The 23830-nt window shown below is 60.9% G+C and carries 23 protein-coding genes and 3 tRNA genes; 25 read left to right on the top strand and 1 reads right to left on the bottom strand.

What is annotated here, in order from left to right; all coding sequences use genetic code 11:
• Positions 1–113 precede the first annotated feature (113 nt).
• The 10 genes from FKM97_RS26245 (at position 114) to FKM97_RS07690 (ending at position 9240) form a co-directional block, all read left to right on the top strand.
• On the top strand, positions 114–257 hold the full coding sequence (locus FKM97_RS26245) for a hypothetical protein (protein ID WP_170240810.1): 144 nt from the start codon (positions 114–116) through the stop codon (positions 255–257).
• Between the two features lie 127 nt (positions 258–384).
• Positions 385–470 (top strand) — tRNA-Leu (locus FKM97_RS07730).
• Positions 471–582: 112 nt separating this feature from the next.
• Positions 583–2199 (top strand): trigger factor, encoded by a 1617-nt coding sequence (gene tig, locus FKM97_RS07725; RefSeq protein WP_246104987.1) that lies wholly within the window; start codon positions 583–585, stop codon positions 2197–2199.
• 278 nt (positions 2200–2477) lie between these two features.
• Entirely contained in the window at positions 2478–3107 is a 630-nt protein-coding gene (clpP, locus tag FKM97_RS07720; protein ID WP_144291832.1) for an ATP-dependent Clp endopeptidase proteolytic subunit ClpP, read from the top strand.
• 292 nt (positions 3108–3399) lie between these two features.
• The gene (gene clpX / locus FKM97_RS07715; RefSeq protein WP_144291831.1) at positions 3400–4665 is read left to right on the top strand and encodes an ATP-dependent Clp protease ATP-binding subunit ClpX; all 1266 of its coding nucleotides are present in this window, start codon (positions 3400–3402) and stop codon (positions 4663–4665) included.
• A 473-nt stretch (positions 4666–5138) separates the two neighbouring features.
• Positions 5139–7580 carry an endopeptidase La gene (gene lon, locus FKM97_RS07710; protein ID WP_144291830.1) on the top strand — a complete coding sequence of 814 codons (2442 nt, stop codon included), beginning with the start codon at positions 5139–5141 and terminating at the stop codon, positions 7578–7580.
• 256 nt (positions 7581–7836) lie between these two features.
• Entirely contained in the window at positions 7837–8109 is a 273-nt protein-coding gene (locus FKM97_RS07705) for an HU family DNA-binding protein (RefSeq protein ID WP_144291829.1), read from the top strand.
• Between the two features lie 341 nt (positions 8110–8450).
• A tRNA-Val gene (locus FKM97_RS07700) sits at positions 8451–8526 on the top strand.
• 126 nt (positions 8527–8652) lie between these two features.
• Positions 8653–8729 (top strand) — tRNA-Asp (locus FKM97_RS07695).
• A 103-nt stretch (positions 8730–8832) separates the two neighbouring features.
• A complete protein-coding gene (locus FKM97_RS07690) occupies positions 8833–9240 on the top strand; it encodes a cupin domain-containing protein (RefSeq protein WP_144291828.1) in 408 nt (135 codons plus the stop codon).
• An 11-nt stretch (positions 9241–9251) separates the two neighbouring features.
• Here the strand turns inward: FKM97_RS07690 and FKM97_RS07685 are convergent, their stop codons facing one another.
• Entirely contained in the window at positions 9252–9806 is a 555-nt protein-coding gene (locus FKM97_RS07685; protein ID WP_205014810.1) for a DUF1003 domain-containing protein, read from the bottom strand.
• 170 nt (positions 9807–9976) lie between these two features.
• Here FKM97_RS07685 and FKM97_RS07680 point away from each other — a divergent pair, with 170 nt between their 5' ends.
• From FKM97_RS07680 to FKM97_RS07610, 15 genes are all read left to right on the top strand, one after another.
• A complete protein-coding gene (locus FKM97_RS07680) occupies positions 9977–10288 on the top strand; it encodes a hypothetical protein (protein ID WP_144291827.1) in 312 nt (103 codons plus the stop codon).
• A gap of 263 nt (positions 10289–10551) precedes the next feature.
• Positions 10552–10917: an NADH-quinone oxidoreductase subunit A gene (locus FKM97_RS07675; protein WP_144291826.1), complete on the top strand. Its 366-nt coding sequence runs from the start codon at positions 10552–10554 to the stop codon at positions 10915–10917.
• Positions 10908–11450 (top strand): NuoB/complex I 20 kDa subunit family protein, encoded by a 543-nt coding sequence (locus tag FKM97_RS07670; RefSeq protein ID WP_144291825.1) that lies wholly within the window; start codon positions 10908–10910, stop codon positions 11448–11450. Before FKM97_RS07675 ends, FKM97_RS07670 begins: the two co-directional genes overlap by 10 nt.
• A gap of 29 nt (positions 11451–11479) precedes the next feature.
• Positions 11480–12088, top strand: a complete 609-nt coding sequence (locus tag FKM97_RS07665) for an NADH-quinone oxidoreductase subunit C (RefSeq protein ID WP_144292158.1) — start codon at positions 11480–11482, stop codon at positions 12086–12088.
• Positions 12089–12090: 2 nt separating this feature from the next.
• Positions 12091–13281, top strand: a complete 1191-nt coding sequence (locus FKM97_RS07660; protein WP_144291824.1) for an NADH-quinone oxidoreductase subunit D — start codon at positions 12091–12093, stop codon at positions 13279–13281.
• A 34-nt stretch (positions 13282–13315) separates the two neighbouring features.
• Positions 13316–14179 carry an NADH-quinone oxidoreductase subunit NuoE gene (nuoE, locus tag FKM97_RS07655; RefSeq protein WP_144291823.1) on the top strand — a complete coding sequence of 288 codons (864 nt, stop codon included), beginning with the start codon at positions 13316–13318 and terminating at the stop codon, positions 14177–14179.
• Between the two features lie 12 nt (positions 14180–14191).
• Complete coding sequence (nuoF, locus tag FKM97_RS07650; protein WP_144291822.1) at positions 14192–15493, top strand: NADH-quinone oxidoreductase subunit NuoF; 1302 nt, start codon at positions 14192–14194, stop codon at positions 15491–15493.
• A gap of 9 nt (positions 15494–15502) precedes the next feature.
• Positions 15503–17596: an NADH-quinone oxidoreductase subunit NuoG gene (nuoG, locus tag FKM97_RS07645; RefSeq protein ID WP_144291821.1), complete on the top strand. Its 2094-nt coding sequence runs from the start codon at positions 15503–15505 to the stop codon at positions 17594–17596.
• Between the two features lie 3 nt (positions 17597–17599).
• The gene (nuoH, locus tag FKM97_RS07640; protein WP_144291820.1) at positions 17600–18652 is read left to right on the top strand and encodes an NADH-quinone oxidoreductase subunit NuoH; all 1053 of its coding nucleotides are present in this window, start codon (positions 17600–17602) and stop codon (positions 18650–18652) included.
• Entirely contained in the window at positions 18649–18879 is a 231-nt protein-coding gene (locus tag FKM97_RS07635) for a hypothetical protein (RefSeq protein ID WP_144291819.1), read from the top strand. Before nuoH ends, FKM97_RS07635 begins: the two co-directional genes overlap by 4 nt.
• 36 nt (positions 18880–18915) lie before the next feature.
• Entirely contained in the window at positions 18916–19404 is a 489-nt protein-coding gene (gene nuoI, locus FKM97_RS07630; RefSeq protein ID WP_144291818.1) for an NADH-quinone oxidoreductase subunit NuoI, read from the top strand.
• A gap of 37 nt (positions 19405–19441) precedes the next feature.
• Positions 19442–20056, top strand: a complete 615-nt coding sequence (locus tag FKM97_RS07625) for an NADH-quinone oxidoreductase subunit J (protein WP_144291817.1) — start codon at positions 19442–19444, stop codon at positions 20054–20056.
• A gap of 4 nt (positions 20057–20060) precedes the next feature.
• The gene (nuoK, locus tag FKM97_RS07620; RefSeq protein WP_144291816.1) at positions 20061–20369 is read left to right on the top strand and encodes an NADH-quinone oxidoreductase subunit NuoK; all 309 of its coding nucleotides are present in this window, start codon (positions 20061–20063) and stop codon (positions 20367–20369) included.
• A gap of 9 nt (positions 20370–20378) precedes the next feature.
• On the top strand, positions 20379–22310 hold the full coding sequence (nuoL, locus tag FKM97_RS07615; RefSeq protein ID WP_144291815.1) for an NADH-quinone oxidoreductase subunit L: 1932 nt from the start codon (positions 20379–20381) through the stop codon (positions 22308–22310).
• Between the two features lie 6 nt (positions 22311–22316).
• Positions 22317–23828: an NADH-quinone oxidoreductase subunit M gene (locus FKM97_RS07610; protein ID WP_144291814.1), complete on the top strand. Its 1512-nt coding sequence runs from the start codon at positions 22317–22319 to the stop codon at positions 23826–23828.
• Positions 23829–23830: the final 2 nt, after the last annotated feature.

Genomic DNA, 23830 nt, shown 5'->3' with positions numbered 1-23830 from the left:
ATGTCGCCACGAAAGGGCCATGTTGGCAGGCGGCTTGCTCCCCGATCCCGCATCAAGAGCCGAAGAGGCCGCCTTGTTCCGAAACGGAACAGGGGGCAGGGAGAACTCCAAAGATGGCAAAATTCGTCCTTCCGGTGATGGGGGGCTGGCTTGCGTTGATGATTTACAACAATGGCGCGCCGTCACTGCATGCTCTGATCATCGCGCTGTTCCTCAGCGGCTATATCGCCAGCCTGGCTTGGCTGTTGAACCGATAGAGAGGAGGATCGCCGTCCCAGTTTCGAATGGCTGCAGATGATTTTCAGCGCTGGCGCGCGTGAAAGTCATTGTGTTATAGAGGCGCCCGACTTATGCAGCAGCCGGACCGGACGCCTTGCGCGACCCGCGGGCGTGGTGGAATTGGCAGACACGCGAGGTTTAGGTCCTCGTGGGCTTAGCCCGTGGGGGTTCAAGTCCCTCCGCCCGCACCATGCAAGGCTCGATCCGGATGCGGCGTTATGCGACCGCGCGAAAACGGCAGGCCGCGCCGGACCCTGAGTGCTGGGCGCCCCATTTGGAACAAGAAGGATTTGCGACGTGCAGGTGACCGAGACCCTTAACGAGGGCCTGAAGCGCGAGCTTAAGGTGATTATTGGCGCAAGCGAGCTGGAACAGCAGCTCCAGGCCAAGCTGCACGAAATCAAGGACCAGGTGCGGGTGCGCGGATTTCGGCCCGGCAAGGTCCCGGTGCCGCATCTGAAGCGCCTCTATGGCCGGTCACTGATGGCGGAAGTGGTCCAGAAGAGCGTGGACGATTCGAGCCAGAAGGCGATCGCCGAGCGCGAGGAGAAGCCCGCCTACCAGCCGCAGATCGCGCTGCCTGAAGAAAAGGACGCGATCGAAGAGGTGATGGAAGGCAAGGCCGACCTTGCCTTCACCATGAGCTTCGAGATCGTCCCGGCCTTCGAGATCGGCGATCTGTCGACGGTCGAGCTCGAGAAGGAAGTCGCGGCGATCGAAGATGCCCATGTGGAGGAAGCCCTGGGCACGCTGTCGCGCAACTACCGCGAATTCGAGCCACGCGAAGAGGGTGCCACCGCGAAGAGCGGGGACCAGGTGACGATCGATTTCGTCGGCAAGATCGACGGGGTGGCCTTTGAGGGCGGCACGGGTACCGACGCGAAACTCGAGCTCGGGTCGAATACGTTCATTCCCGGCTTCGAGGATCAGCTGATCGGGCTCAAGGCCGGCGAGATCACGAAGGTCCATGTGAATTTCCCCGAGGATTACAGCGTGGCGACGCTGGCCGGCAAGCCTGCGACGTTCGACGTCACGGTAAAGGAAGTGGCCGCGCCCAAGGAACTCGTGATCGACGACGAGTTCGCCAAGAAGCTTGGCCTCGACAGCGCGGATGCCCTCAAGGAGAAGATCCGCGAGCAGATCGGCGGCGAATTCGAACAGATGTCGAAGACCAAGCTGAAACGGCAGCTGCTGGACCGGCTCGACGAGCGGTACAGCTTCACATTGCCGGAAAAGCTGGTCGAGAACGAGTTCAACCAGATCTGGCGCGCGCTGTCTTCGGAAATGGAGCGCGAGGGCAAGAGCTTCGAAGACGAGAATTCCACCGAGGAAGAAGCGCGGACCGAATATCGCAAGATCGCCGAACGGCGCGTTCGGTTGGGCCTCCTGCTGGGGCGGATCGGGGAACAGGCGAATGTCCAGATCGCCGATCAGGAGCTGCAGGCGGCGATGATCAACCGAGCCCGGCAGTTCCCCGGCCAGGAGCGGCAGGTGTTCGAGTTCTATCGCAACAATCCCAATGCGATGCTGGAGCTGCGCGGGCCAATCTTCGAGCAGAAGGTGGTCGATCACATCGTCGAGCAGACCAAGGTCACGGAAAAGCCCGTCAGCCGTGAAGAGCTGTTTACGGATCCGGATGCCGAGCACGATCACGACCATCACGGTCATGATCACACCCATCATCATCATGATCACGACCACGATCATGGGCACGATCACGACCATGGGCACGATCACGACCATGGGCATGATCACGACCATGGGCACGACCACGACCACGACCACGATCATGATCACGAGGGCGAACCCAAGGCCAAGAAGAAGGCTGCGCCGAAGAAGAAGGCTGCCGAGGCCGCCAGCGACGACAAGCCAGCAAAGAAGCCCGCCGCCAAGAAGGCCAAGTCCAAGGACGCTGAATAGGCGCGGGGCTGACCCTTTTCAACGATCCGGCGCGGTATCGCGGATGCGCCGCCGCGCCGCCGGAATGACCCACTCGTCCCTAAGCGGTCGTGGCCCTTGCGCCCCAGCCGCGAAGCACTTATCAGCAGGGAGTGGAGCGAAGCCTCACTCGTCGGTGCTCGGAACTTGCGGGCGGCGTTCGGACCACCATATTAGTCGAGGCCGCTCTCCGGCGGCCTGACCCCGGTCGAGATCGGCTTCTCGCTCCGGGTCCCCTTTCCTGCGAGGCCTTAAGCCCTATGCGCGATCCGCACGATATCTACATGAACACGCTCGTGCCGATGGTGGTCGAGCAGACCAACCGCGGCGAACGCGCCTATGACATTTATTCGCGCCTGTTGAAGGAGCGGATCATCTTCGTCACCGGCGGCGTCGAAGATCATATGTCGACGCTGGTCACGGCACAGCTCCTCTTCCTGGAGTCGGAGAATCCGAAAAAGGAAATCTCGATGTACATCAATTCGCCCGGCGGAGTGGTGACATCGGGGCTGGCGATCTACGACACCATGCAGTTCATCCGACCGGCAGTCTCAACGACCTGCATCGGCCAAGCGGCGTCCATGGGCTCGCTGCTGCTATGCGCCGGGGAGAAGGACATGCGCTTTGCGTTGCGACACGCGCGAATCATGGTGCATCAGCCCTCGGGCGGTTTCCAGGGTCAGGCCTCGGACATCGAATTACATGCCAAAGAAATTCTCGAAGTCCGTGCTCGTCTGAACAGGATCTATTCTCGCCATACCGGGCAGCCGGTAGAGGCGATCGAGAAGGCGCTCGACCGCGATTATTTCATGACAGCAGAATCCGCTAAAGAGTTCGGGCTTATCGATAAAGTGATCGACAAGCGGCTCGATGTCGCAACCGACAAGTAAGCTTTGGCTTTACGGTTTATCGAGGCTGTAGAGTGGTATTTTCGACCCAATGGCGTAAATGCCACGGGATAGAGAAAAGCCGAGGGTGCAGGCAGGCAGGTTAATCTATTGTTGATCCGCCCGCCCATACCATGCTGAGATACTGAGGAAACCAGCCGAAGACAGGGCTCAAGCCCTGCTTTTCGGATACGGATCTTGATGCCGTTCGCGGCGGAACATAGTGACTTCGACATCTTCCAACTGGGGAACATGTCGCCCAACGGGGGCCAGAGGGCTTGGTCAGGGACATCTAATGAGCGATCGAAACCGGAGCGACTCTAAAAACACTCTCTACTGCTCATTCTGCGGAAAGAGCCAGCACGAGGTGCGCAAGCTGATCGCCGGGCCGACCGTATTCATCTGCGATGAATGCGTCGAACTCTGCATGGATATTATCCGCGAGGAGAACAAGAGTTCGCTCGTGAAGTCGCGCGACGGGGTGCCAACGCCGCAAGAGATCTGCAAGGTGCTGGACGATTACGTGATCGGCCAGATCCACGCCAAGCGGGTGCTCTCGGTCGCCGTGCACAACCATTACAAGCGGCTCAATCATGCGTCGAAAAGCAATGACGTGGAGCTGGCGAAGTCCAACATCCTGCTTGTGGGACCGACCGGCTGCGGCAAGACGCTGCTGGCACAGACGCTGGCCCGCATCCTGGACGTGCCATTCACCATGGCGGATGCCACCACGCTGACCGAAGCGGGCTATGTGGGGGAGGATGTGGAAAACATCATCCTCAAGCTCCTGCAGGCTGCAGACTACAATGTGGAACGCGCCCAGCGCGGCATCGTCTATATCGACGAGGTCGACAAGATCAGCCGCAAATCCGACAATCCCTCAATCACCAGGGACGTTTCGGGTGAGGGCGTGCAGCAGGCCCTGCTCAAGATCATGGAAGGCACCGTCGCTTCCGTACCGCCCCAGGGCGGGCGCAAGCATCCGCAGCAGGAGTTTCTGCAGGTGGACACGACGAACATCCTGTTCATCTGCGGCGGCGCCTTTGCCGGGCTTGAGCGGATCATCTCGTCACGCGGCCGGGGCACCTCCATCGGCTTCGGCGCCGATGTTAAGGCCAATGACGACCGCCGCATGGGGGAGATCCTGCGCGAGGTGGAGCCTGAGGACCTGCTGAAATTCGGGCTGATCCCGGAGTTCATCGGCCGCCTGCCTGTCATCGCCACGCTGGAAGACCTCGACGAAGCGGCGCTGATGAAGATCCTGTCGGATCCGAAGAACGCGCTGGTGAAACAGTATCAGCGCCTGTTCGAGATGGAGGATGTGCGCCTCACCTTCGCGGAAGAGGCCTTGAAGGGGGTGGCTCGCAAGGCCATCGAACGCAAGACCGGCGCACGCGGCCTGCGTTCGATCCTGGAGGCGATCCTGCTCGAGACGATGTTCGAACTTCCCGGCCTCGACGGCGTCGAGGAGGTGGTGATCTCGAAGGAAGTGCTCGAGGGCGACGCCAAGCCGCTGCTGATCTATTCCGATCGGGCCGAAGAGATGAACAGTTCAGCCTAGGCCGCTGGTCACAACAAGACAAAGAAGGCCGGCCTCATCCGCCGGCCTTTTTCATGTTTCGTCCTTCGAGACGCAGCCTGACGGCTGCTCCTCAGGATGGCTTCGAGATGCAACTTGGTGCCTCCGATGCAGCGGCCGGGATCACCCGGTGGGCACTGCGGTCGCAACCACGACGGAGCCAGTCGCACTCTCCCACCTGCGGCATCTTGCGACGGATCGATCACAGGATGCGCATGTCAAGATCTTGACGGGGATAACTCCCGTGGCCACTTACAACTTCGACCACAAAGAGCTGCTTACCTCGCGAATCAGGCCTATCATGACGCTAGGTTCCGGGTCATCCTCAGACCGGAGCACAGCGGGCAGGGAACTCAAGGCCAAATGTCCCCGCCATCGCGAATGTCACCAGCGGATGCCAGCAGGGTCCGTCGGTCCAATACAGCGCTCGCAGAGCAATGAAGGGCATCCGTCCCATGAGTGACAACGACACCACAGTCTCCCAGGCCCCGCTCGGCGGCAAACCTGAAAAATTCGCGGTGTTGCCGCTGCGCGACATCGTCGTGTTCCCGCATATGATCGTGCCGCTTTTCGTCGGCCGCGAGAAGTCGATCCGGGCGCTTGAAGAGGTGATGCGCGAAGACAAGCGCATCCTTCTGGTGGCCCAGAAGAACGCGACAGACGACGATCCAGCGCCAGAGAACATCTATCCCGTCGGCACGGTCGCCTCCGTGCTGCAGCTCCTGAAGCTGCCCGACGGCACCGTCAAGGTGCTGGTGGAGGGCGCCGAGCGCGCACGCATCGTGAGCTATACGGGGCGCGATGATTTTCACGAGGCCGTGGCCGAGACGCTGCCGGAAGAAGCGGGCGATGCACGCGAGACCGAGGCCCTTGCCCGCTCCGTCGTCACCCAGTTCGAAACCTATGTGAAGCTGAACAAGAAGGTGCCGCCGGAGGTCATTTCGACGGTCAGCCAGTTGGAGGATTACTCCAAGCTCGCCGACACGGTGGCCGCCCATCTCGCCATCAAGATTCCGGACAAGCAGCAATTGCTTGAAATCGCCTCTGTGAGCCAGCGGTTGGAGCGCGTCTTCGGCATGATGGAGGGCGAGATCTCCGTCCTGCAGGTGGAGAAGCGTATCCGCAGCCGCGTGAAAAGGCAGATGGAGAAGACGCAGCGCGAGTATTATCTGAACGAGCAGATGAAGGCCATTCAGAAGGAACTTGGCGACGGAGACGAGCGCGACGAAATGAGCGAGCTCGAAGACCGGATCAAAAAGGCAAAGCTGACCAAGGAAGCCCGCGAAAAGGCGGAGGCCGAGGTCAAGAAGCTGCGCCAGATGAGCCCAATGTCCGCCGAGGCCACGGTCGTTCGCAATTATCTCGACTGGCTGCTCGGTATTCCCTGGCAGAACAGGAGCCGGATCAAGAAGGATCTGAGCTTTGCTCAGCGCATCCTGGACGAGGACCATTTCGGTCTCGACAAGGTCAAGGACCGGATCGTCGAGTATCTCGCCGTTCAGCAGCGGACCAACAAGCTGAAGGGTCCGATCCTGTGCCTCGTTGGACCTCCCGGCGTAGGCAAGACCTCGCTTGGCCAGTCGATCGCCCGGGCCACGGGACGCGAATTCGTGCGCCTGTCACTGGGCGGCGTGCGCGACGAAGCGGAGATCCGCGGGCATCGGCGGACCTATATCGGCTCCATGCCCGGCAAGATCATCCAGTCGATGCGAAAGGCCAAGAAGTCCAACCCGCTGTTCCTTCTCGACGAGGTGGACAAGATGGGCATGGATTTCCGCGGCGACCCTTCGGCTGCCTTGCTGGAAGTGCTCGACCCGGCGCAGAACGGTGCGTTCATGGATCATTATCTGGAGGTCGAATACGATCTCTCGGACGTGATGTTCGTGACCACCGCCAACACGCTGAACATCCCCGCGCCGCTGATGGACCGGATGGAAATCATCCGCATCGCCGGCTATACGGAGGATGAGAAGGTCGAGATCGCACGGCGCCACCTGATCCCGAAAATCTACAAGAGCCACGGCCTCGATCCGAAGGAGTTGGAGATCGGCGGAGACGCCCTGACCGAGACGATCCGGCGCTATACCAGGGAAGCCGGGGTGCGCAATCTCGAGAGGGAGATGTCGACCATCGCCCGCAAGTCGGTGAAGGAGCTGATCACCTCCAAAAAGAAGAAGGTGAAGGTCGTCGCCAAGAATCTCGAGGATTATCTCGGTGTGCCGAAATACCGTTATGGCGAGGCGGAGCTCGAAGATCAGGTGGGCGTCGTCACCGGGCTTGCCTGGACGGAAGTGGGCGGCGAATTGCTGACCATCGAAGCGGTCATGATGCCTGGCAAGGGCAAGATGACGGTCACCGGCAATCTGCGGGACGTGATGAAGGAATCCATCTCCGCGGCAAATTCCTATGTGCGCTCGCGGGCCATCGATTTCGGCATCAAGCCGCCGGTGTTCGAAAAACGGGACATCCACGTGCACGTGCCGGAGGGTGCGACGCCGAAGGATGGTCCCTCCGCAGGCGTAGCCATGGTGACGGCCATTGTCTCGGTGATGACCGGCATTCCGATCCGACGCGAAGTCGCCATGACCGGCGAGATCACGTTGCGGGGCCGTGTGCTGCCAATCGGAGGACTGAAGGAAAAGCTGCTCGCCGCCCTGCGTGGGGGTCTCAAAAAGGTGCTCATCCCCGAGGACAATGCCAAGGATCTGGCGGACATCCCGGAGAATGTGAAGAACGGCCTCGACATCGTGCCGGTGGCACGGATCGACGACGTGCTGAAGCATATCCTGGTCAGGATGCCGGAACCCATCGAATGGGATGAAGAGGCCGAAGCCCTGGAAGAGGCCGCTCGCGCCTCCGCGCTGGCCGCCAAGACCCATAATGTGCGGGCGCATTGAGGCCGCGACGGATGGACTGACGGACGCGCGAATCAACGCCTGGTTGATTCGAACTTTGGCGGAAAACTGCGGGGCCGGTGTGGACAACATCGGCCCCGCGCCGTTTCCACGGTGTAAGCCTCTGAAATTTATGATAGAAGGCGCCCAGAACGTGAAAACCCTTGCGTTTCTGCGGATTTTCGCTTGACGTTCAGCCGCCGCGGGATGGAAAGACGTCGCCCGGTTGCAGGATTTACAGCAAGAGAGGACTCTATCAGTGAACAAGAACGAACTGATCGCCCAGGTGGCCAAGGATACCAATCTGTCGAAGAACGATGCCAGCGCCGCCGTCGAGGCGACCCTGAACGCCATCATCGCCTCGCTCGGCAAGGGCGACGAGGTGCGGCTGGTGGGCTTCGGCACCTTCGCGGTCGCTTCGCGCTCAGCTACGGAAGGCCGCAACCCGCGCACCGGCGAGACCATCAAGATCCCGGCCTCCAAAGCGCCAAAGTTCAAGGCCGGCAAGGCTTTCAAAGACGCTGTGAACTGAGCGACGCGCTTCTTAGACGCCTCCGCCCTGCGTCCGGTTCGCGACGTGGGGCGTTCCAACCGGTCGTGGCCGCGTCCCTCAACGCCGAGACTTGCGATTGTTGCGATCGGTGGCTAGAGAATGCCGAAAGCTTCGGGGTGCCTCCTCTGAGGATCCCGAACACCAGGCGGTCCGGAGGGTGCCGAACCGGTTTGGCGGAGCCTGAGGCCGGATCTGCTTCTTGACTTGGCGGAACGTGGCAGGTTCCGTCTTCGGTTTTGCGGAATCTTCCGGTTCCGCTTCTGGCTTGGCGGAATCTTCCGGTTCCGCGTCTGGCTGGCGGAACCTTCCGGTTCCGCTGGGGGCGGTTAGCTCAGTTGGTAGAGCGCCTCGTTTACACCGAGGATGTCGGGAGTTCGAGTCTCTCACCGCCCACCATAGCCACCGTGCGGCCCCCCAGAATTAAGTGTCGTTCCTCGCTTGACTTGGGTCGTAGCTATCGCCTACATGACGGCACCTCGGACGCCGCAGTAGTGGTCCAGCCCGAGCCCGTCTCGACGAGATGGGGGTGTAGCTCAGTTGGTTAGAGCGCCGGCCTGTCACGCCGGAGGTCGCGGGTTCGAGCCCCGTCACTCCCGCCATCCCCCCATTGTGAATATTCCCTCCCTCCCGCCCCGAAGGCGGTTGATCCCTCAGCGCAGCGGCCTAAAATTGTCCTGACGCCGCTGCCGAGGAGGGCACAGCATGAGTGATCGATCTGACGACGATGTCCTCCTGCTGGGAGCGGGGCAGGGGCGAGTTTACGAGCTCGGTACCATGCGCGCGATCTTCAAGGCGGACGAGGCAGAGACAGGCCAGCGCTATGCAGTCTCGGAATGGTGGCTGGAGCCTGGCTGCGAGGGACCGGGCGCCCATTCACATGCGGCTAATGAGGAGCTCTTCTACGTGCTGCAGGGGACCATTCGATTCCTGGTGGGTGAGCAGTGGATCGATGCCGCGGCCGGGAGCTTCCTTCGGGTTCCCTGCGGGGTGCTCCACGATTTCAAGAACAGCACAGGGGCGCAGGCAGGGCTCCTCAACGTGTTCCTGCCCGGGGGGTTCGAACGGTCCATGCCAATGATCGTCGATTGGTTTGCCCAAAAGCAGCGATAGCGTGACCCCGCTCAGGTGACCGGTCGGCTACCGGTTGGCTGGAGCTTGTCGTTCTCCCCCTGCGCGCGGGAGAGGGCAGCGGTCAGGCTCTGGACCGCGAGCGTCAGGGCATAGACCTCCTTCTCACGCAGCTCGTCGATTTTCTGGTGCAGCAGCTCGATTTCGAGTTCCGCCTTGATGTTGATGTCATGATCATGGGTCGCTTCAGCGCGATCAATTTCCTGCTGGCGGTTCTGGCTCATCATGATGAAGGGTGCTGCGTAGGCGGCCTGGAAAGAGAGGCCGAGATTCAGGAGAATGAAGGGGTAAGGGTCCCAGCGCTGGACATAGGCCGTGACATTCAAGACGATCCAGGCGAGGAGGATTATGCTCTGGATGATGATGAATCGCCAAGAACCCATGGTGGAGGCGACCTTGTCGGCGATCTGCTGGCCGATGGTGAATTTTACATGGGCCGAAGGATCGGCGGGCTTGCGGCGCTGCTGACGGCGCCGGCGGCGCAGCCAGTGGAGTTTGCTCACCTCGTCGGCATGCAGATTATCGCTCGTCTCGACAATGTCGGCCACGCTCGTTCCTCTTCGAAAGTGCAAGAATTCGCGCACGCTAGCTCGGCAACCACGTCCAGCAAAGCGAATTGACCGATGCGACGCCAATGCTTTCTTAAAAGGCCGGCCGGCGTTAAGGTGGCGCCATCAACCCCGATTGCGGGGTCCCTACAGATCAGGACATGCTTTCCATGACATTTCGCCTGCTTTTCGCTTCCTGCCTCATTGCCGCGACCGTCGGCCACGCCCAGGCGGCGGAGGACGTCCGTTCCGTCGTGAAGGCCGGATGCGGGACAGATTACATGAAGTTCTGTGCCGCGGTGCCGCCGACCGGCAATGGAATGAAGGCACTGCAATGCCTCCTCGACAATCGCAAGAAGGTTTCGAACAAGTGCCAGTCGGCGCTGTTGAAGGCCAAGGAAATGCGCGAGGCGAAGGGCGACTCGACCGAAACGGCACCCGAGGCCAAGCCCACGACGACCAACTTTTCGTCAAAGCAATAGAGGGTTGCTCCTGACGCATGCTAATAATCGCTTTGCAGCAGTTTGAAACCCTTCCAATCTGCGGCGAGTGAGGCTACGTAACGAGCAACGGATGACGGAGGGACTCATGCAGCGTTTGCCGGGTCCTTCAAGATCAGCCGAAATCCTGGGGTTGAAATGCTTAAGCGTTGTTCCGAGGAGGGGTTGCAGCCCCTCTGAGCCTGCGCTAGGACGGCTTACAACCCGCCATTCGGCGACCTCTAGACCGTCAGGGTAGCGCGCAGATGCTCGAACTCGTGCAGAACTATCTGCCAATTGTGATCTTCATGGGGCTGTGCCTGGCGATCGGGCTCGCTCTCATGCTGTCCGCCTTCATCATCGCGGTGCGCAAGCCTGACCCGGAGAAGGTGTCCCCTTATGAATGCGGGTTTGAACCCTTCGACGATGCGCGCATGAAGTTTGACGTGCGATTCTACCTGGTCGCCATCCTCTTCATCATCTTCGATCTCGAGGTCACATTCCTGTTTCCCTGGGCGATCACCCTGCGGGAAAACGGGGTGGTGGGGTTCTGGTCGATGATGGTGTTTCTCGGTGTGCTGACGATCGGGTTCATCTATGAGTGGCGCAAGGGAGCGCTTGAATGGGATTGATCGAGACCACCCCTGCCGCCGTGGGGACAGCCGACACGCCGGATCCGTTCTTCGGCGGCATCTCCAATGAGCTCGCCGACCGCGGCTTTCTGGTGACTGCGTCCCATGACCTGATCAATTGGGCGCGCACCGGGTCCCTGCATTGGATGACCTTCGGGCTTGCCTGCTGTGCCGTGGAAATGATGCAGGTCGCCATGCCGCGCTATGACTGCGAGCGCTTCGGCTTCGCGCCGCGGGCGACGCCGCGGCAGTCAGACGTCATGATCGTCGCCGGCACGCTGTGCAACAAGATGGCGCCTGCGCTGCGCAAGGTCTATGACCAGATGCCGGAGCCGCGCTACGTCATCTCCATGGGCTCCTGCGCCAATGGCGGCGGCTATTATCACTACTCCTATTCCGTCGTGCGCGGCTGCGATCGAATCGTGCCTGTTGACATCTATGTGCCGGGCTGCCCGCCCTCGGCGGAGGCACTGCTCTACGGGATCCTGCAGCTGCAGCGAAAAATGCGGCGAACCGGCACGATCGAGCGGTAGGAGGCTTCATGGCAGACCCAGTCCATCCGCTGGACGAGACCCATGCCGAGATCGCCGAGGTCATCACGCGCGAACTCGGGGACATGCTGCTGGCGGTCAAAATCAGTTTTGGCGAGTTGACACTGATCGTGGAGCTCGATCAAATTCTGAAGGTGCTGAAGGTGCTGCGCGATGAACCGCGTCTGCGCTTCGTGGTTCTCCTGGACATTTGCGGCGTGGATTACCCCGAGCGCGCACGCCGCTTCGATGTGGTCTATCACCTGCTCAGCCCCTACCAGAACGCCCGTGTCCGCGTGAAATTCGAGACTGACGAAGACACCGCCGTGCCCAGTGCCGTCGGGCTTTTTCCGACTGCAAACTGGTATGAACGCGAAGCCTACGACCTTTATGGTGTGCTGTTCACCGGGCATCCGGACCTGCGGCGGATCCTCACGGATTACGGTTTCGAGGGACATCCATTACGCAAGGACTTTCCGCTGACCGGCTATGTCGAGCTGCGCTACGACGAGGACCAGAAACGGGTCGTCTACGAGCCGGTCAAGCTGCAGCAGGAATTCCGCAATTTCGATTTCCTCAGCCCATGGGAAGGCGCCGATTACTTGCTGCCCGGGGACGAGAAAGCCAAGGCATCGAACTGATCATGGCCGAACACGATCTGCGCAATTTCACCATCAATTTCGGGCCTCAGCATCCGGCGGCGCATGGCGTCCTCCGGCTGGTTCTGGAGCTCGATGGGGAGGTCGTCGAGCGGGTCGACCCGCATATCGGCTTGCTGCATCGCGGCACAGAGAAGCTGATCGAGCACAAGACTTATCTCCAGGCCGTCCCCTATTTCGACCGGCTGGACTATGTGGCGCCGATGAACCAGGAGCATGCCTTTGCCCTGGCGACGGAAAAGCTTCTCGGCCTCGAAGTGCCGATGAGAGGACAGCTGATCCGCGTGCTCTATTCCGAGATCGGGCGACTTCTCTCGCATCTCCTGAATGTGACAACCCAAGCGATGGATGTGGGCGCCTTGACGCCACCGGTTTGGGGCTTCGAGGAACGCGAGAAACTGATGCTGTTCTATGAGCGGGCCTCGGGATCGCGGATGCATGCAGCCTATATCCGCCCCGGCGGTGTGCATCAGGACCTGCCAAACCAGCTGCTCGACGATATCTGGGACTTCTGCGAATACCATCCGACGGCGCTGGACCATCTGGAGGTGCTCCTCACCGGCAACCGCATTTTCAAGCAGCGGAACGTCGATATCGGCGTCATCTCTCTCGAAGATTGTTTTGCGTGGGGTTTTTCAGGCGTGATGGTGCGCGGTTCTGGGGCTGCCTGGGACTTGCGCAAGTCGCAACCCTATGAGTGCTACAACGCGTTCGACTTCGAGATTCCAATCGGCAAGAACGGCGACTGCTATGATCGCTACCTGATCCGCATGGAAGAGATGCGGCAGTCGGTCAAGATCATGAAGCAGTGCCTGGAAAAGCTGCGCTCGACCGAAGGAGCAGGTCCGATCTCGTCGGACAACCGCAAGGTGGTTCCGCCAAAGCGGCCGCAGATGAAGAAGTCGATGGAGGCGCTGATCCATCATTTCAAACTTTACACCGAGGGATACCACGTGCCCGAGGGCGAGGTCTATGCGGCCGTCGAGGCGCCGAAGGGCGAGTTCGGCGTCTATCTCGTCTCGGATGGTACCAACAAACCCTATCGGTGCAAGATCAGAGCACCTGGGTTCGCGCATCTTCAGGGCATGGATTTCATGAGCCGCGGCCACATGCTGGCGGATGTCTCCGCCGTGCTCGGCTCTCTGGACATTGTTTTCGGTGAGGTGGACCGGTGAGCGCAGTTCTGCACATTCACAAGGGCGCTGCGCCATGTCGGTGAGACGACTCGATCCCATCCAGCCCGAGAGCTTCGTCTTCACGGCGGACAATCTCGACTGGGCCACCATGACGATCTCTAAGTATCCGGAGGGACGGCAGGCCTCCGCAGTCATCTCCCTACTTTGGCGCGCCCAGGAGCAGTCGGGCGGCTGGCTGCCGGAACCGGCGATCCGTTACGTCGCTCAGATGCTTGATATGGCTTATATCAGGGTGCTGGAAGTCGCCACGTTCTACACGATGTTCAACCTCTCGCCGGTCGGCAAACATTATGTGCAGCTGTGCGGGACGACCCCGTGCTGGCTGCGCGGGGCGGATGCTCTGAAGGAGGTCTGCCGCCGCGAGATCGGCGAGCCGGGACATGTCTCGGCGGACGGAATGTTCTCGTGGCAGGAAGTCGAGTGCCTGGGGGCCTGCGTGAATGCACCCATGGTCCAGATCAACTTCGATTTCTTCGAAGATCTCGATGCGGAGAGCCTGACCAAAGTGCTTGCGGAGTTCAGGGCAGGCGGAACGCCCAAGCCCGGGCCGCAGGACGACCGCATCAATTCGGCGCCTGCCGGAGGGCCGACGACGCTGACGGACGTTCATCTCTACGACGGCAACTACCGCAAGGTCTGGGCCGGTGAGGCTTTTGCTGCCGGCGAAACGGCCACTGCCGGCGGTGGGGCAGACGCGCAAGAGCCGATCAAGAAAGGCAAGCCAAAATCCGTTCAGACGGGCGAGCGCAAGCCCAAGGGCACGCCGCGCGGGGCGGATGCGGATTCCGCAGACGAGGCGGCGACGCATGCGTCCACCGCTCCAGGCGAGGCCGTCCCCCCCGGTGCGGCACCGCAAAGCGACGGCGGCAAGGAATGAGGATCAGGTCCCATGCTCTCTGACAAAGACCGCATCTTCACCAATCTCTACGGGATCCACAGCCCCGGGCTGAAGGCGGCCATGATACGTGGCGCCTGGGACGGGACAAAAGGGTTCCTTGAACAGGGCCAGGACTGGATCATCGAACAGATGAAGGCCTCTGGCCTGCGCGGCCGCGGCGGGGCGGGCTTTCCCACTGGCTTGAAATGGTCGTTCATGCCCAAGCAGGTGGGAGAGCGTCCGCATTATCTGGTCGTGAATGCGGACGAATCGGAGCCCGGCACCTGCAAAGACCGCGAGATCCTGCGGCATGATCCGCATCTCCTGGTCGAAGGCTGCCTCATCGCCGGCTTCTCCATGCGGGCGCATGTGGGCTACATCTATGTGCGCGGCGAGTTCATTCGTGAGCGCGAGGCGCTGCAGCGGGCGGTGGACGAGGCCTATGAGGCCAAGCTCATCGGCAAGAACAACAAGCATGGCTGGGATTTCGACCTCTATGTCCACCATGGGGCAGGGGCCTATATCTGCGGCGAAGAGACGGCGATGCTCGAAAGCCTCGAGGGCAAGAAGGGCATGCCGCGGATGAAGCCGCCCTTTCCAGCCAATGTGGGCCTCTACGGTGCGCCGACCACGGTCAACAACGTCGAATCCATCGCGGTCTCGGGGACCATCCTGCGCCGCGGCGGGGCCTGGTTCGCTGCTCTGGGACGGCCGAACAACACGGGCACCAAGCTGTTCTGCCTGTCGGGGCATGTGAACAAGCCGTGCAATGTGGAAGAGGAAATGGGCATCCCCTTCCGGGAACTCATCGACAAGCATGCCGGCGGCGTGCGCGGTGGCTGGGACAATCTGCTGGCGGTGATCCCGGGCGGGTCGTCGGTGCCCTGCATCCCGGCAGAACAATGCCGCGACCTGCCGATGGATTTCGACAGCCTCCGCAACCTCAAATCCGGATTGGGCACGGCGGCGGTGATCGTGATGGACAAGTCCACCGACATCGTGCGGGCAATCGCGCGGATTTCGTATTTCTACAAGCATGAGTCTTGCGGCCAGTGCACACCCTGCCGCGAGGGCACAGGCTGGATGTGGCGGGTGCTGGAGCGCATGGCCCGCGGTCAGGCTCAGAAACGCGAGATCGATCAGTTGCTGGACGTCAGCTTCCAAATCGAGGGGCACACAATCTGCGCTCTCGGCGACGCAGCCGCCTGGCCGGTGCAAGGATTGATCCGGCATTTCCGGCCGGAAATCGAGCGCCGGATCGATGAATACAGCGCAAACCCGAGCCATGAGCCGGCTCTGGTCGCGGCGGAGTAGGGCGGGCAGATGCCGAAACTTATCGTCGATGCAAAAGAGATCGAAGTCGAAAACGGCCTCACGGTACTGCAGGCCTGCGAAATCGCGGGCGCCGAGATTCCGCGCTTCTGCTATCATGACCGGCTGACAATTGCCGGGAACTGCCGCATGTGCCTGGTCGAGGTCAAGGGCATGCCGAAGCCGCAGGCCTCCTGCGCGCTATCGGTAAACGACCTGCGGCCGGGGCCCAATGGCGAGCCACCGGAGGTGTTCACCAAGTCCAAGACGGTGAAAAAGGCGCGCGAAGGGGTGATGGAGTTCCTGCTCATCAACCATCCGCTGGACTGTCCGATCTGCGATCAGGGCGGTGAGTGCGACCTGCAGGACCAGGCCATGGGTTATGGCGTGGATTCGAGCCGCTATCACGAGAACAAGCGCGCGGTCGAGGACAAGTATATCGGCCCCTTGGTCAAGACGATCATGAACCGGTGCATCCATTGCACGCGCTGCGTCCGTTTCGTATCGGAGGTCGCCGGCGTCGAAGATCTCGGCGCCATCGGCCGTGGTGAGGACATGGAGATCACCACCTATCTCGAACATGCCATGCGCTCCGAACTGCAGGGGAATGTGATCGATCTTTGCCCGGTGGGCGCCCTGACCTCCAGACCCTATGCCTTCAAGGCCAGGCCGTGGGAGCTGCGCAAGATCGAGTCCATCGACGTCATGGATGCGCTGGGCACGAATATCCGCGTCGACTGCCGCGGACGCGAAGTGATGCGAATCATGCCGCGGCTGAACGAAGACATCAACGAAGAGTGGATGTCTGATAAGAGCCGTTTTATCTGGGACGGGCTCCGAACGCAAAGGCTCGACCAGCCCTATCTGCGTGAGAATGGCAAGCTGAGGCCGGCAACCTGGCCAGAGGCCTTCGCGCGGATTGCCGAGAAGGTCGCGGCGGCGAGCCCCGACAGGATCGGCGCCATTGCCGGTGACCTCGCATCCGTCGAAGAGCTTTACGCATTGAAGGACCTGATGACGCAGCTCAACGTGGCCAGCGTCGATTGCCGACAGGACGGGTCTCGGCTGGGGGAGACGGGCGGCCGGGCGAGCTATCTGTTCAATGCGACCGTCGCCGGCATAGGCAAGGCGGATGCAATCCTGATCATCGGCAGCAATCCGCGCATCGAGGCGCCGGTGCTCAATGCCAGGCTGCGCAAGGCATGGCAGAACAAGGCCAAGATCGCCGTCATCGGAGAGCGGGCCGATCTCACCTATGACTATGACTATTTGGGCGCGGCTCCCGAAAGTCTGACGGCGCTGAGCAGTGGGGAGCATTCCTTCCTGGAGACGCTGAAGGCCGCCAAGGCGCCGCTGATCATTGTCGGGGCCTCAGCGCTGACGCGACGCGACGGAATGGCGATCCTGGCCAAGGCTGCGGGTCTGGCCAAAGACGTCGGCGCCGTCGGCGAAGGCTGGAACGGCTTCTGCGTCTTGCAGGATGCGGCCTCAAGGGTGGGCGGTCTCGATGTGGGGTGCCTGCCGGGCGAGGGCGGCTTACCGACCCAAGGCATTCTGGAGGCTGCGAACACAGGCGCGCTGGACGTGCTGTTCCTGCTGGGGGCGGACGAGATCGATACCGACAAACTCGGTCAGGCCTTCGTTGTCTATATCGGCACCCATGGAGATAATGGCGCGCACCGGGCGGATGTCATCCTGCCGGGAGCAGCCTATACAGAGAAATCGGGCACTTACGTCAATCTCGAGGGACGGCCGCAAAGAGCGGAACGTGCAGCTTTCCCGCCCGGCGACGCGCGCGAGGATTGGTCCATTCTACGCGCGCTTTCGGCGGTGCTGGGGCAGACGCTCGCCTATGACAATCTCAACCAGCTGCGCGCCCGACTGTTCGAAATCGCGCCCTATCTGGCCGAAGACGGTCGGGTCACAGCCGCCGATCCTGCGGGATTGGACGATGTGATCGCCGCCGGGGGAGCGTTGGACAAGGCTCCCCTCGTCAATCGGATCAAGGACTTCTATTTGACGAACCCGATTGCGAGGGCCTCGAAGGTCATGGCGGAATGCAGCGCCCTCAGGGTTGGTGCTGTCAAGCTCGACGCGGCGGAATAGACGATGAGCGATTTCCTCTACACCTATGGGCTCCCGGTCGGGATCATCGTGATCCAGAGCCTGGCCTTGCTGATCTGCCTGCTCGTCTTCATCGCCTATCTGCTCTATGCCGACCGCAAGATCTGGGCAGCCGTGCAACTGCGCAAAGGACCCAACGTCGTGGGTCCCTGGGGATTGCTGCAGTCCTTTGCCGACCTCCTTAAATTCGTGTTCAAGGAGGTGGTGATCCCAGCCGGGGCGAATAAGGGCGTGTTCTTACTCGCGCCTCTCGTGACCTGCGTGCTGGCCCTGTCGGCCTGGGCGGTGGTGCCCCTGGCCGATGGCTGGGCGATCGCCGACATCAATGTGGGTGTGCTGTTCATCTTCGCCATCTCCTCGCTGGGGGTCTATGGCGTGATCATGGGCGGCTGGTCGTCCAACTCGAAATATCCGTTTCTCGGGGCCTTGCGCTCGGCGGCGCAGATGGTCTCCTATGAAGTGTCGATCGGCTTTGTCATCGTCACCGTGCTGCTCTGCGCCGGCTCCCTGAACCTGACAGAGATCGTGCGCTCGCAGCAGGTCGGCATCGCGACCGCCCTGGGGGTCCCCTGGCTCAGCATCCTGAACTGGTATTGGATTCCGCTGTTCCCGATGTTCGTGGTGTTCTTCATCTCGGCACTGGCGGAGACAAACCGGCCGCCCTTCGACCTGCCTGAGGCGGAGTCGGAGCTGGTGGCAGGCTATATGGTTGAATATTCCTCGACGCCGTTCCTGCTCTATATGCTCGGCGAGTATGTCGCCATGGTCATGATGTGCGCGCTGATGACAATCATGTTCCTTGGCGGATGGCTGCCACCCTTCGATTTCGTGCCCTTTACCTGGGTGCCGGGGGTGATCTGGTTCACGCTCAAGGTGTGCTTCTTCTTCTTCCTGTTCGCCATGGTGAAGGCCATAGTGCCGCGCTATCGCTACGACCAGCTGATGCGGTTGGGTTGGAAGGTGTTCCTGCCGTTCTCCCTGTTTTACGTGGTGCTCGTCGCGGGGGTGTTGGTGACCTTCGGCTGGGCACCCGCATGAACGTCACGGTCTACAGCTTCCTGTTTGCGTTCCTGTTTCTGTGGATCGGGCTTTTCGAGTTTGCGGCGGTCAACCGTCTGGTCTATCCGCGCCTCAGGTGGCGCTACGAGAAAGCGAAGATGACACAGCAGCAGGGGATCGACCCCAACATGCTGCTGGGACTTGCCAAGGTGGTCGGCTTCATCCTGTTGCCGGTCTTAGGGTTCTACCTGGGGAGCCGCGCCTGATTCGGCGCCTGCCCCAGCGACAATCGAGTTGAAACGATGACACTGAGCCAGACAGCACGGTCGATCTTTCTCACCGAATTCGTTTCGGCGTTCTTCCTCGCCATGCGCTATTTCTTCAAGCCGAAGCCGACGATCAACTATCCTTTCGAGAAGGGCAGACTGTCGCCACGCTTTCGCGGCGAGCATGCTTTGCGGCGCTATCCAAACGGGGAAGAGCGCTGCATCGCCTGCAAGCTCTGCGAGGCCATCTGTCCGGCGCAGGCCATCACCATCGAAGCCGGGCCGCGGCGCAACGACGGCACACGGCGCACGACGCGCTACGACATCGACATGGTGAAGTGCATCTATTGCGGCTTCTGCCAAGAGGCCTGCCCGGTGGATGCGATCGTCGAGGGGCCGAACTACGAATTCGCCACCGAGACTCGCGAAGAGTTGCTTTATACGAAAGAGAAGCTGCTTTCGAACGGGGATCGTTGGGAGCGGGAGCTCGCGCGGAACATTGCACTGGATGCGCCTTACCGTTAAGTGCTGCGCGGGACGAGAGAGAGCGGGACATAAGACAATGGCCGTAGCGGCGCTGTTCTTCTATCTATTTTCTGCCGTGGCAGTCGCCTCGGGCGTTATGGTGATCGCCGCCCGGAATCCGGTGCATTCCGTGTTGTTCCTGATCTTGACCTTCTTCAACGCGGCCGGCTTGTTCATGCTGCTCGGCGCCGAGTTCTTGGCCATGGCCCTGGTCATCGTCTATGTGGGCGCGGTCGCGGTACTCTTCCTGTTTGTGGTCATGATGCTCGACATCGATTTCGGCCGACTGCGGCAAGGTATGCTGCAATATCTGCCGATCGGAGCGCTGATCGGACTTATCTTGCTGGTGGAACTGGTGCTGGTCGTGGGCAGCTGGACGCTGGCCCCGGACGCAGCCCAAGTCTCGGCTTCGCCCACGCCGGCCCTGGCGCAGATGACGAATACGAAAGCGCTCGGACAGCTCATCTATACGCGCTACGCCTTCTTCTTCCAGGCCTCCGGTATCGTGCTGCTGATCGCCATGATCGGTGCCATCGTGCTCACGCTGCAGCACCGGGTGAACGTCAAACGCCAGTCAGCGGCCGTGCAGATCGCACGGAATCCGGCCACAGCCATCGAAATCCGTAAAGTCAAACCGGGGCAGGGGATCTAAGCCCATGGAGATCACCCTCACGCATTACCTCATCGTCGCAGCGATCCTGTTCACGATCGGCATCTTCGGCATCTTCCTCAACCGCAAGAACGTCATCATCATCCTGATGTCGATCGAACTCATGCTTCTGGCTGTGAACATCAATCTGGTGGCGTTCTCATCATTTCTCGGCGATCTGGTGGGGCAGGTCTTCGCCCTGTTCGTGCTGACGGTCGCCGCCGCCGAGGCCGCGATCGGGCTGGCGATCCTGGTCGTACACTTCCGCAATCGCGGGTCGATCGATGTCGAAGACATCAACCTGATGAAAGGCTGAGGCAGGGACATGTATTCGCTGATCGTCTTCCTGCCGCTCCTCGGCGCGATTATCGCCGGTTTTTTCGGCCGCTTCATCGGTGTACGCGCCACGGAGGTGATCACCTCCGGCCTGCTCATCGTCTGCGCCATACTGTCATGGATCGCGTTCTCGCAAATCGCGCTGGACCATGAGACCGTCAAATATACGCTGCTCCCGTGGGTCCAGTCCGGCTCGCTGCAGGCCGATTGGGCGATTCGGGTCGACACGCTCACCGTGGTCATGCTGTGCGTGGTAACGACGGTATCGTCGGTCGTGCATGTCTATTCGATCGGTTACATGGCGCATGACCCCTATCCGATCCGGTTCTTCTCCTATCTGTCATTCTTCACCTTCGCCATGCTGATGCTGGTGACCTCCGACAATCTTCTGCAGCTGTTCTTCGGCTGGGAAGGGGTCGGGCTCGCCTCCTATCTGCTGATCGGCTTCTGGTACGAGAAAGACAGCGCGAACGCTGCGGCCATTAAGGCCTTCGTGGTCAACCGGGTCGGCGATTTCGGCTTCGCGCTCGGGATCTTCGCGACCTACCACATCTTCGGTTCGATCGAATTCGACACAATCTTCGCGTCGGCCCCGGATCAGGTCGGCAAGACGTTCGAGTTCCTGGGGATGAATCTCGACATTCTCACGGTCATCGCGCTGCTGCTGTTCATGGGCGCCATGGGAAAGTCAGCACAGTTCCTGCTGCATACCTGGCTGCCGGACGCCATGGAAGGACCGACACCCGTGTCGGCGTTGATCCATGCCGCGACCATGGTGACGGCCGGTGTCTTCCTCGTGGCGCGGATGTCGCCGGTGTTCGAACTAGCGCCAAACGCCATGTGGTTCGTCGCCTTGATCGGCGCCACGACATGCTTCTTCGCCGCCACCATCGGCCTCGTCCAGAACGACATCAAGCGGGTGATCGCCTATTCGACCTGCTCACAGCTTGGCTACATGTTCGCAGCCCTCGGGGTCGGTGCCTTCGGCATCGCCGTCTTCCATCTGACGACGCATGCCTTCTTCAAGGCGCTGCTGTTCCTGGGGTCCGGATCGGTGATCCACGGGATGGGCGGAGAGCAGGACATGCGAAAGATGGGCGGGCTGTTTCCGCACATGAAGATCACCTGGGCGCTGATGCTGATCGGCACCCTAGCCTTGACCGGGTTTCCGGTGATCACCGCCGGTTATTATTCGAAGGACGCCATCATCGAGGCGACCTATTCCGCGGGCACCGGCATCGGCCTGTATGCCTTCATCTTGACCGACATCTCGGCGGCACTGACCGCCTTCTATGCCTGGCGCGTCATGTTCATGACGTTCCACGGACGGAGCCGGGTGTCCAAGGATGTCCTGCATCACGTCCATGAGTCACCCAATGTGATGGTGATCCCCTGCTATGTCCTGGCGGTTGGCGCGCTGGGCGCGGGTTATGTCCTCGCGCCCTATTTCACGGGCGCCGAACATGCCGCGTTCTGGGGCCAAGCGATCGCGATCACCCGCGAAAGCGAGCTGCTCGAAGTCATGCATCACCTGCCGTTCTGGATCGTGATCTCGCCTTCGCTGTTCATGGCGCTCGGCTTCTTCGTCGCATTCTATTTCTATATCTTGAGCCCCGAGACGCCGAAGCGCTTGGCCGAGCGGAATTGGCCCGTCTACCAGTTCCTGCTCAACAAGTGGTATTTCGACGAGATCTACCATTTCATCTTCGTGCGCGGCGCGTTCGGCCTCGGCAAGCTGCTGTGGAAGCAGGGTGACGGCCGCCTCATCGACGGGCTTGGACCAGACGGAATCTCGGCCAGGGTGCTCGATGTTACCCGCGGCGCGGTGCGGCTGCAGACCGGCTATCTCTATCACTACGCCTTCGCCATGCTGATCGGGATCGCCGCCCTGGTCACTTGGCTGATGTATGCGGGAGCCTGAGGACACATGGACATCCCGCATATCCTTTCGGTCATCACGTTCCTGCCCCTGGTCGGAGCGCTGTTCATCCTGGTCATCAGGGGGGACGACGCGCATGCAGAGCGCTCGGCGCGCTATGTGGCGCTGTGGACGACGATCATCACCTTCCTCCTGTCGCTGCTGATCTGGATCAATTTCGACTATTCGACGCCGGACTTCCAGTTCGTGGAGAAGGCCGCCTGGCTGGGCGGCACCATCAGTTACCACATGGGCGTCGACGGCATTTCGATGCTGTTCGTGATCCTGACCACCTTCCTCATGCCGGCCTGCATCATTGCAAGCTGGGGCGTGAAGGTGCGCGTCAAGGAGTACATGATCGCCTTCCTGCTGCTCGAAACGATGATGATCGGCGTCTTCTGTGCGCTCGACATCGTGCTGTTCTATTTGTTCTTCGAGGCCGGCCTCATCCCGATGTTCCTGATCATCGGCATCTGGGGCGGACCGCGGCGCGTCTATGCGAGCTTCAAATTCTTCCTGTATACCCTGCTGGGCTCGGTGCTGATGCTGCTGGCGATCCTCGCCATGTTCTGGCAGTCGGGGACGACCGACATCCCGACGCTGCTCCGCTACAGCTTCTCACCCCAGCTGCAAACCTGGCTGTGGCTTGCCTTCTTCTCCTCCTTCGCGGTGAAGATGCCCATGTGGCCGGTGCACACTTGGCTGCCCGACGCCCATGTGGAGGCGCCGACCGCCGGCTCGGTCATCCTGGCTGCGATCATGCTGAAGATGGGAGGCTACGGGTTCCTGCGGTTCTCCATCCCGATGTTCCCGGCGGCCTCCGACTATTTCGCACCCTTCGTCTTCACGCTATCGGTTGTGGCGATCATCTACACCTCGCTGGTGGCGTTGGTGCAGACGGATATGAAGAAGCTGATCGCCTATTCTTCCGTTGCGCATATGGGCTTCGTGACAATGGGGCTGTTCACGCTCACCCATCAGGGCCTGGAGGGCGGGCTGTTCCAGATGGTCAGCCACGGCATCGTCTCGGGCGCATTGTTTCTCTGTGTCGGCGTCGTCTACGAGCGGATGCACACGCGTGACATTGCCGCCTATGGCGGGCTGGTCAAGCGCATGCCGATCTACGCCTTCACTTTCATGGTCTTCACCATGGCCAATGTGGGCCTGCCGGGTACCAGCGGCTTCGTCGGCGAATTCCTCACGCTCAACGGTGCGTTCCGGGTCAATACCTGGGTTGCGTTCTTCGCCTGTTTCGGCCTGATCCTGTCGGCACCTTATGCCCTTTATCTCTACCGGCGGGTGGTGTTCGGTCCGCTGGAGAAGGAAAGCCTCAAAACGATCAAGGACATGAATTGGCGGGAAGTGACAATCCTCGCTCCGCTCATCGTGCTGACCATTCTGTTCGGGATCTATCCGACGCCAATCATGGATGTGTTCCACGTCTCGGTTGATCACCTCATCACCAATTACCAGGCCTCGCTCGACGTGCTGAAGCAGGCCGCGGTCGCGACCGCCAACTGACG

It is taken from the genome of Rhodoligotrophos appendicifer, from assembly GCF_007474605.1.
In the GTDB taxonomy this organism is placed as follows: domain Bacteria; phylum Pseudomonadota; class Alphaproteobacteria; order Rhizobiales; family Im1; genus Rhodoligotrophos; species Rhodoligotrophos appendicifer.
This window is presented reverse-complemented; position numbering and strand designations above follow the sequence as displayed.

Bases quoted from the DNA above. Each gene is read 5' to 3' on its own strand.
- FKM97_RS26245 (WP_170240810.1), top strand. From the start codon at position 114: ATGGCAAAATTCGTCCTTCCGGTGATGGGGGGCTGGCTTGCGTTGATG.
- nuoH (WP_144291820.1), top strand. From the start codon at position 17,600: ATGAGCGATTTCCTCTACACCTATGGGCTCCCGGTCGGGATCATCGTG.
- FKM97_RS07660 (WP_144291824.1), top strand. From the start codon at position 12,091: ATGGCCGAACACGATCTGCGCAATTTCACCATCAATTTCGGGCCTCAG.
- nuoF (WP_144291822.1), top strand. From the start codon at position 14,192: ATGCTCTCTGACAAAGACCGCATCTTCACCAATCTCTACGGGATCCAC.
- FKM97_RS07670 (WP_144291825.1), top strand. From the start codon at position 10,908: ATGGGATTGATCGAGACCACCCCTGCCGCCGTGGGGACAGCCGACACG.
- FKM97_RS07675 (WP_144291826.1), top strand. From the start codon at position 10,552: ATGCTCGAACTCGTGCAGAACTATCTGCCAATTGTGATCTTCATGGGG.
- nuoI (WP_144291818.1), top strand. From the start codon at position 18,916: ATGACACTGAGCCAGACAGCACGGTCGATCTTTCTCACCGAATTCGTT.
- nuoL (WP_144291815.1), top strand. From the start codon at position 20,379: ATGTATTCGCTGATCGTCTTCCTGCCGCTCCTCGGCGCGATTATCGCC.
- clpP (WP_144291832.1), top strand. From the start codon at position 2,478: ATGCGCGATCCGCACGATATCTACATGAACACGCTCGTGCCGATGGTG.
- nuoG (WP_144291821.1), top strand. From the start codon at position 15,503: ATGCCGAAACTTATCGTCGATGCAAAAGAGATCGAAGTCGAAAACGGC.
- FKM97_RS07635 (WP_144291819.1), top strand. From the start codon at position 18,649: ATGAACGTCACGGTCTACAGCTTCCTGTTTGCGTTCCTGTTTCTGTGG.
- FKM97_RS07625 (WP_144291817.1), top strand. From the start codon at position 19,442: ATGGCCGTAGCGGCGCTGTTCTTCTATCTATTTTCTGCCGTGGCAGTC.
- FKM97_RS07610 (WP_144291814.1), top strand. From the start codon at position 22,317: ATGGACATCCCGCATATCCTTTCGGTCATCACGTTCCTGCCCCTGGTC.
- FKM97_RS07690 (WP_144291828.1), top strand. From the start codon at position 8,833: ATGAGTGATCGATCTGACGACGATGTCCTCCTGCTGGGAGCGGGGCAG.
- nuoK (WP_144291816.1), top strand. From the start codon at position 20,061: ATGGAGATCACCCTCACGCATTACCTCATCGTCGCAGCGATCCTGTTC.
- lon (WP_144291830.1), top strand. From the start codon at position 5,139: ATGAGTGACAACGACACCACAGTCTCCCAGGCCCCGCTCGGCGGCAAA.
- FKM97_RS07680 (WP_144291827.1), top strand. From the start codon at position 9,977: ATGACATTTCGCCTGCTTTTCGCTTCCTGCCTCATTGCCGCGACCGTC.
- nuoE (WP_144291823.1), top strand. From the start codon at position 13,316: ATGTCGGTGAGACGACTCGATCCCATCCAGCCCGAGAGCTTCGTCTTC.
- clpX (WP_144291831.1), top strand. From the start codon at position 3,400: ATGAGCGATCGAAACCGGAGCGACTCTAAAAACACTCTCTACTGCTCA.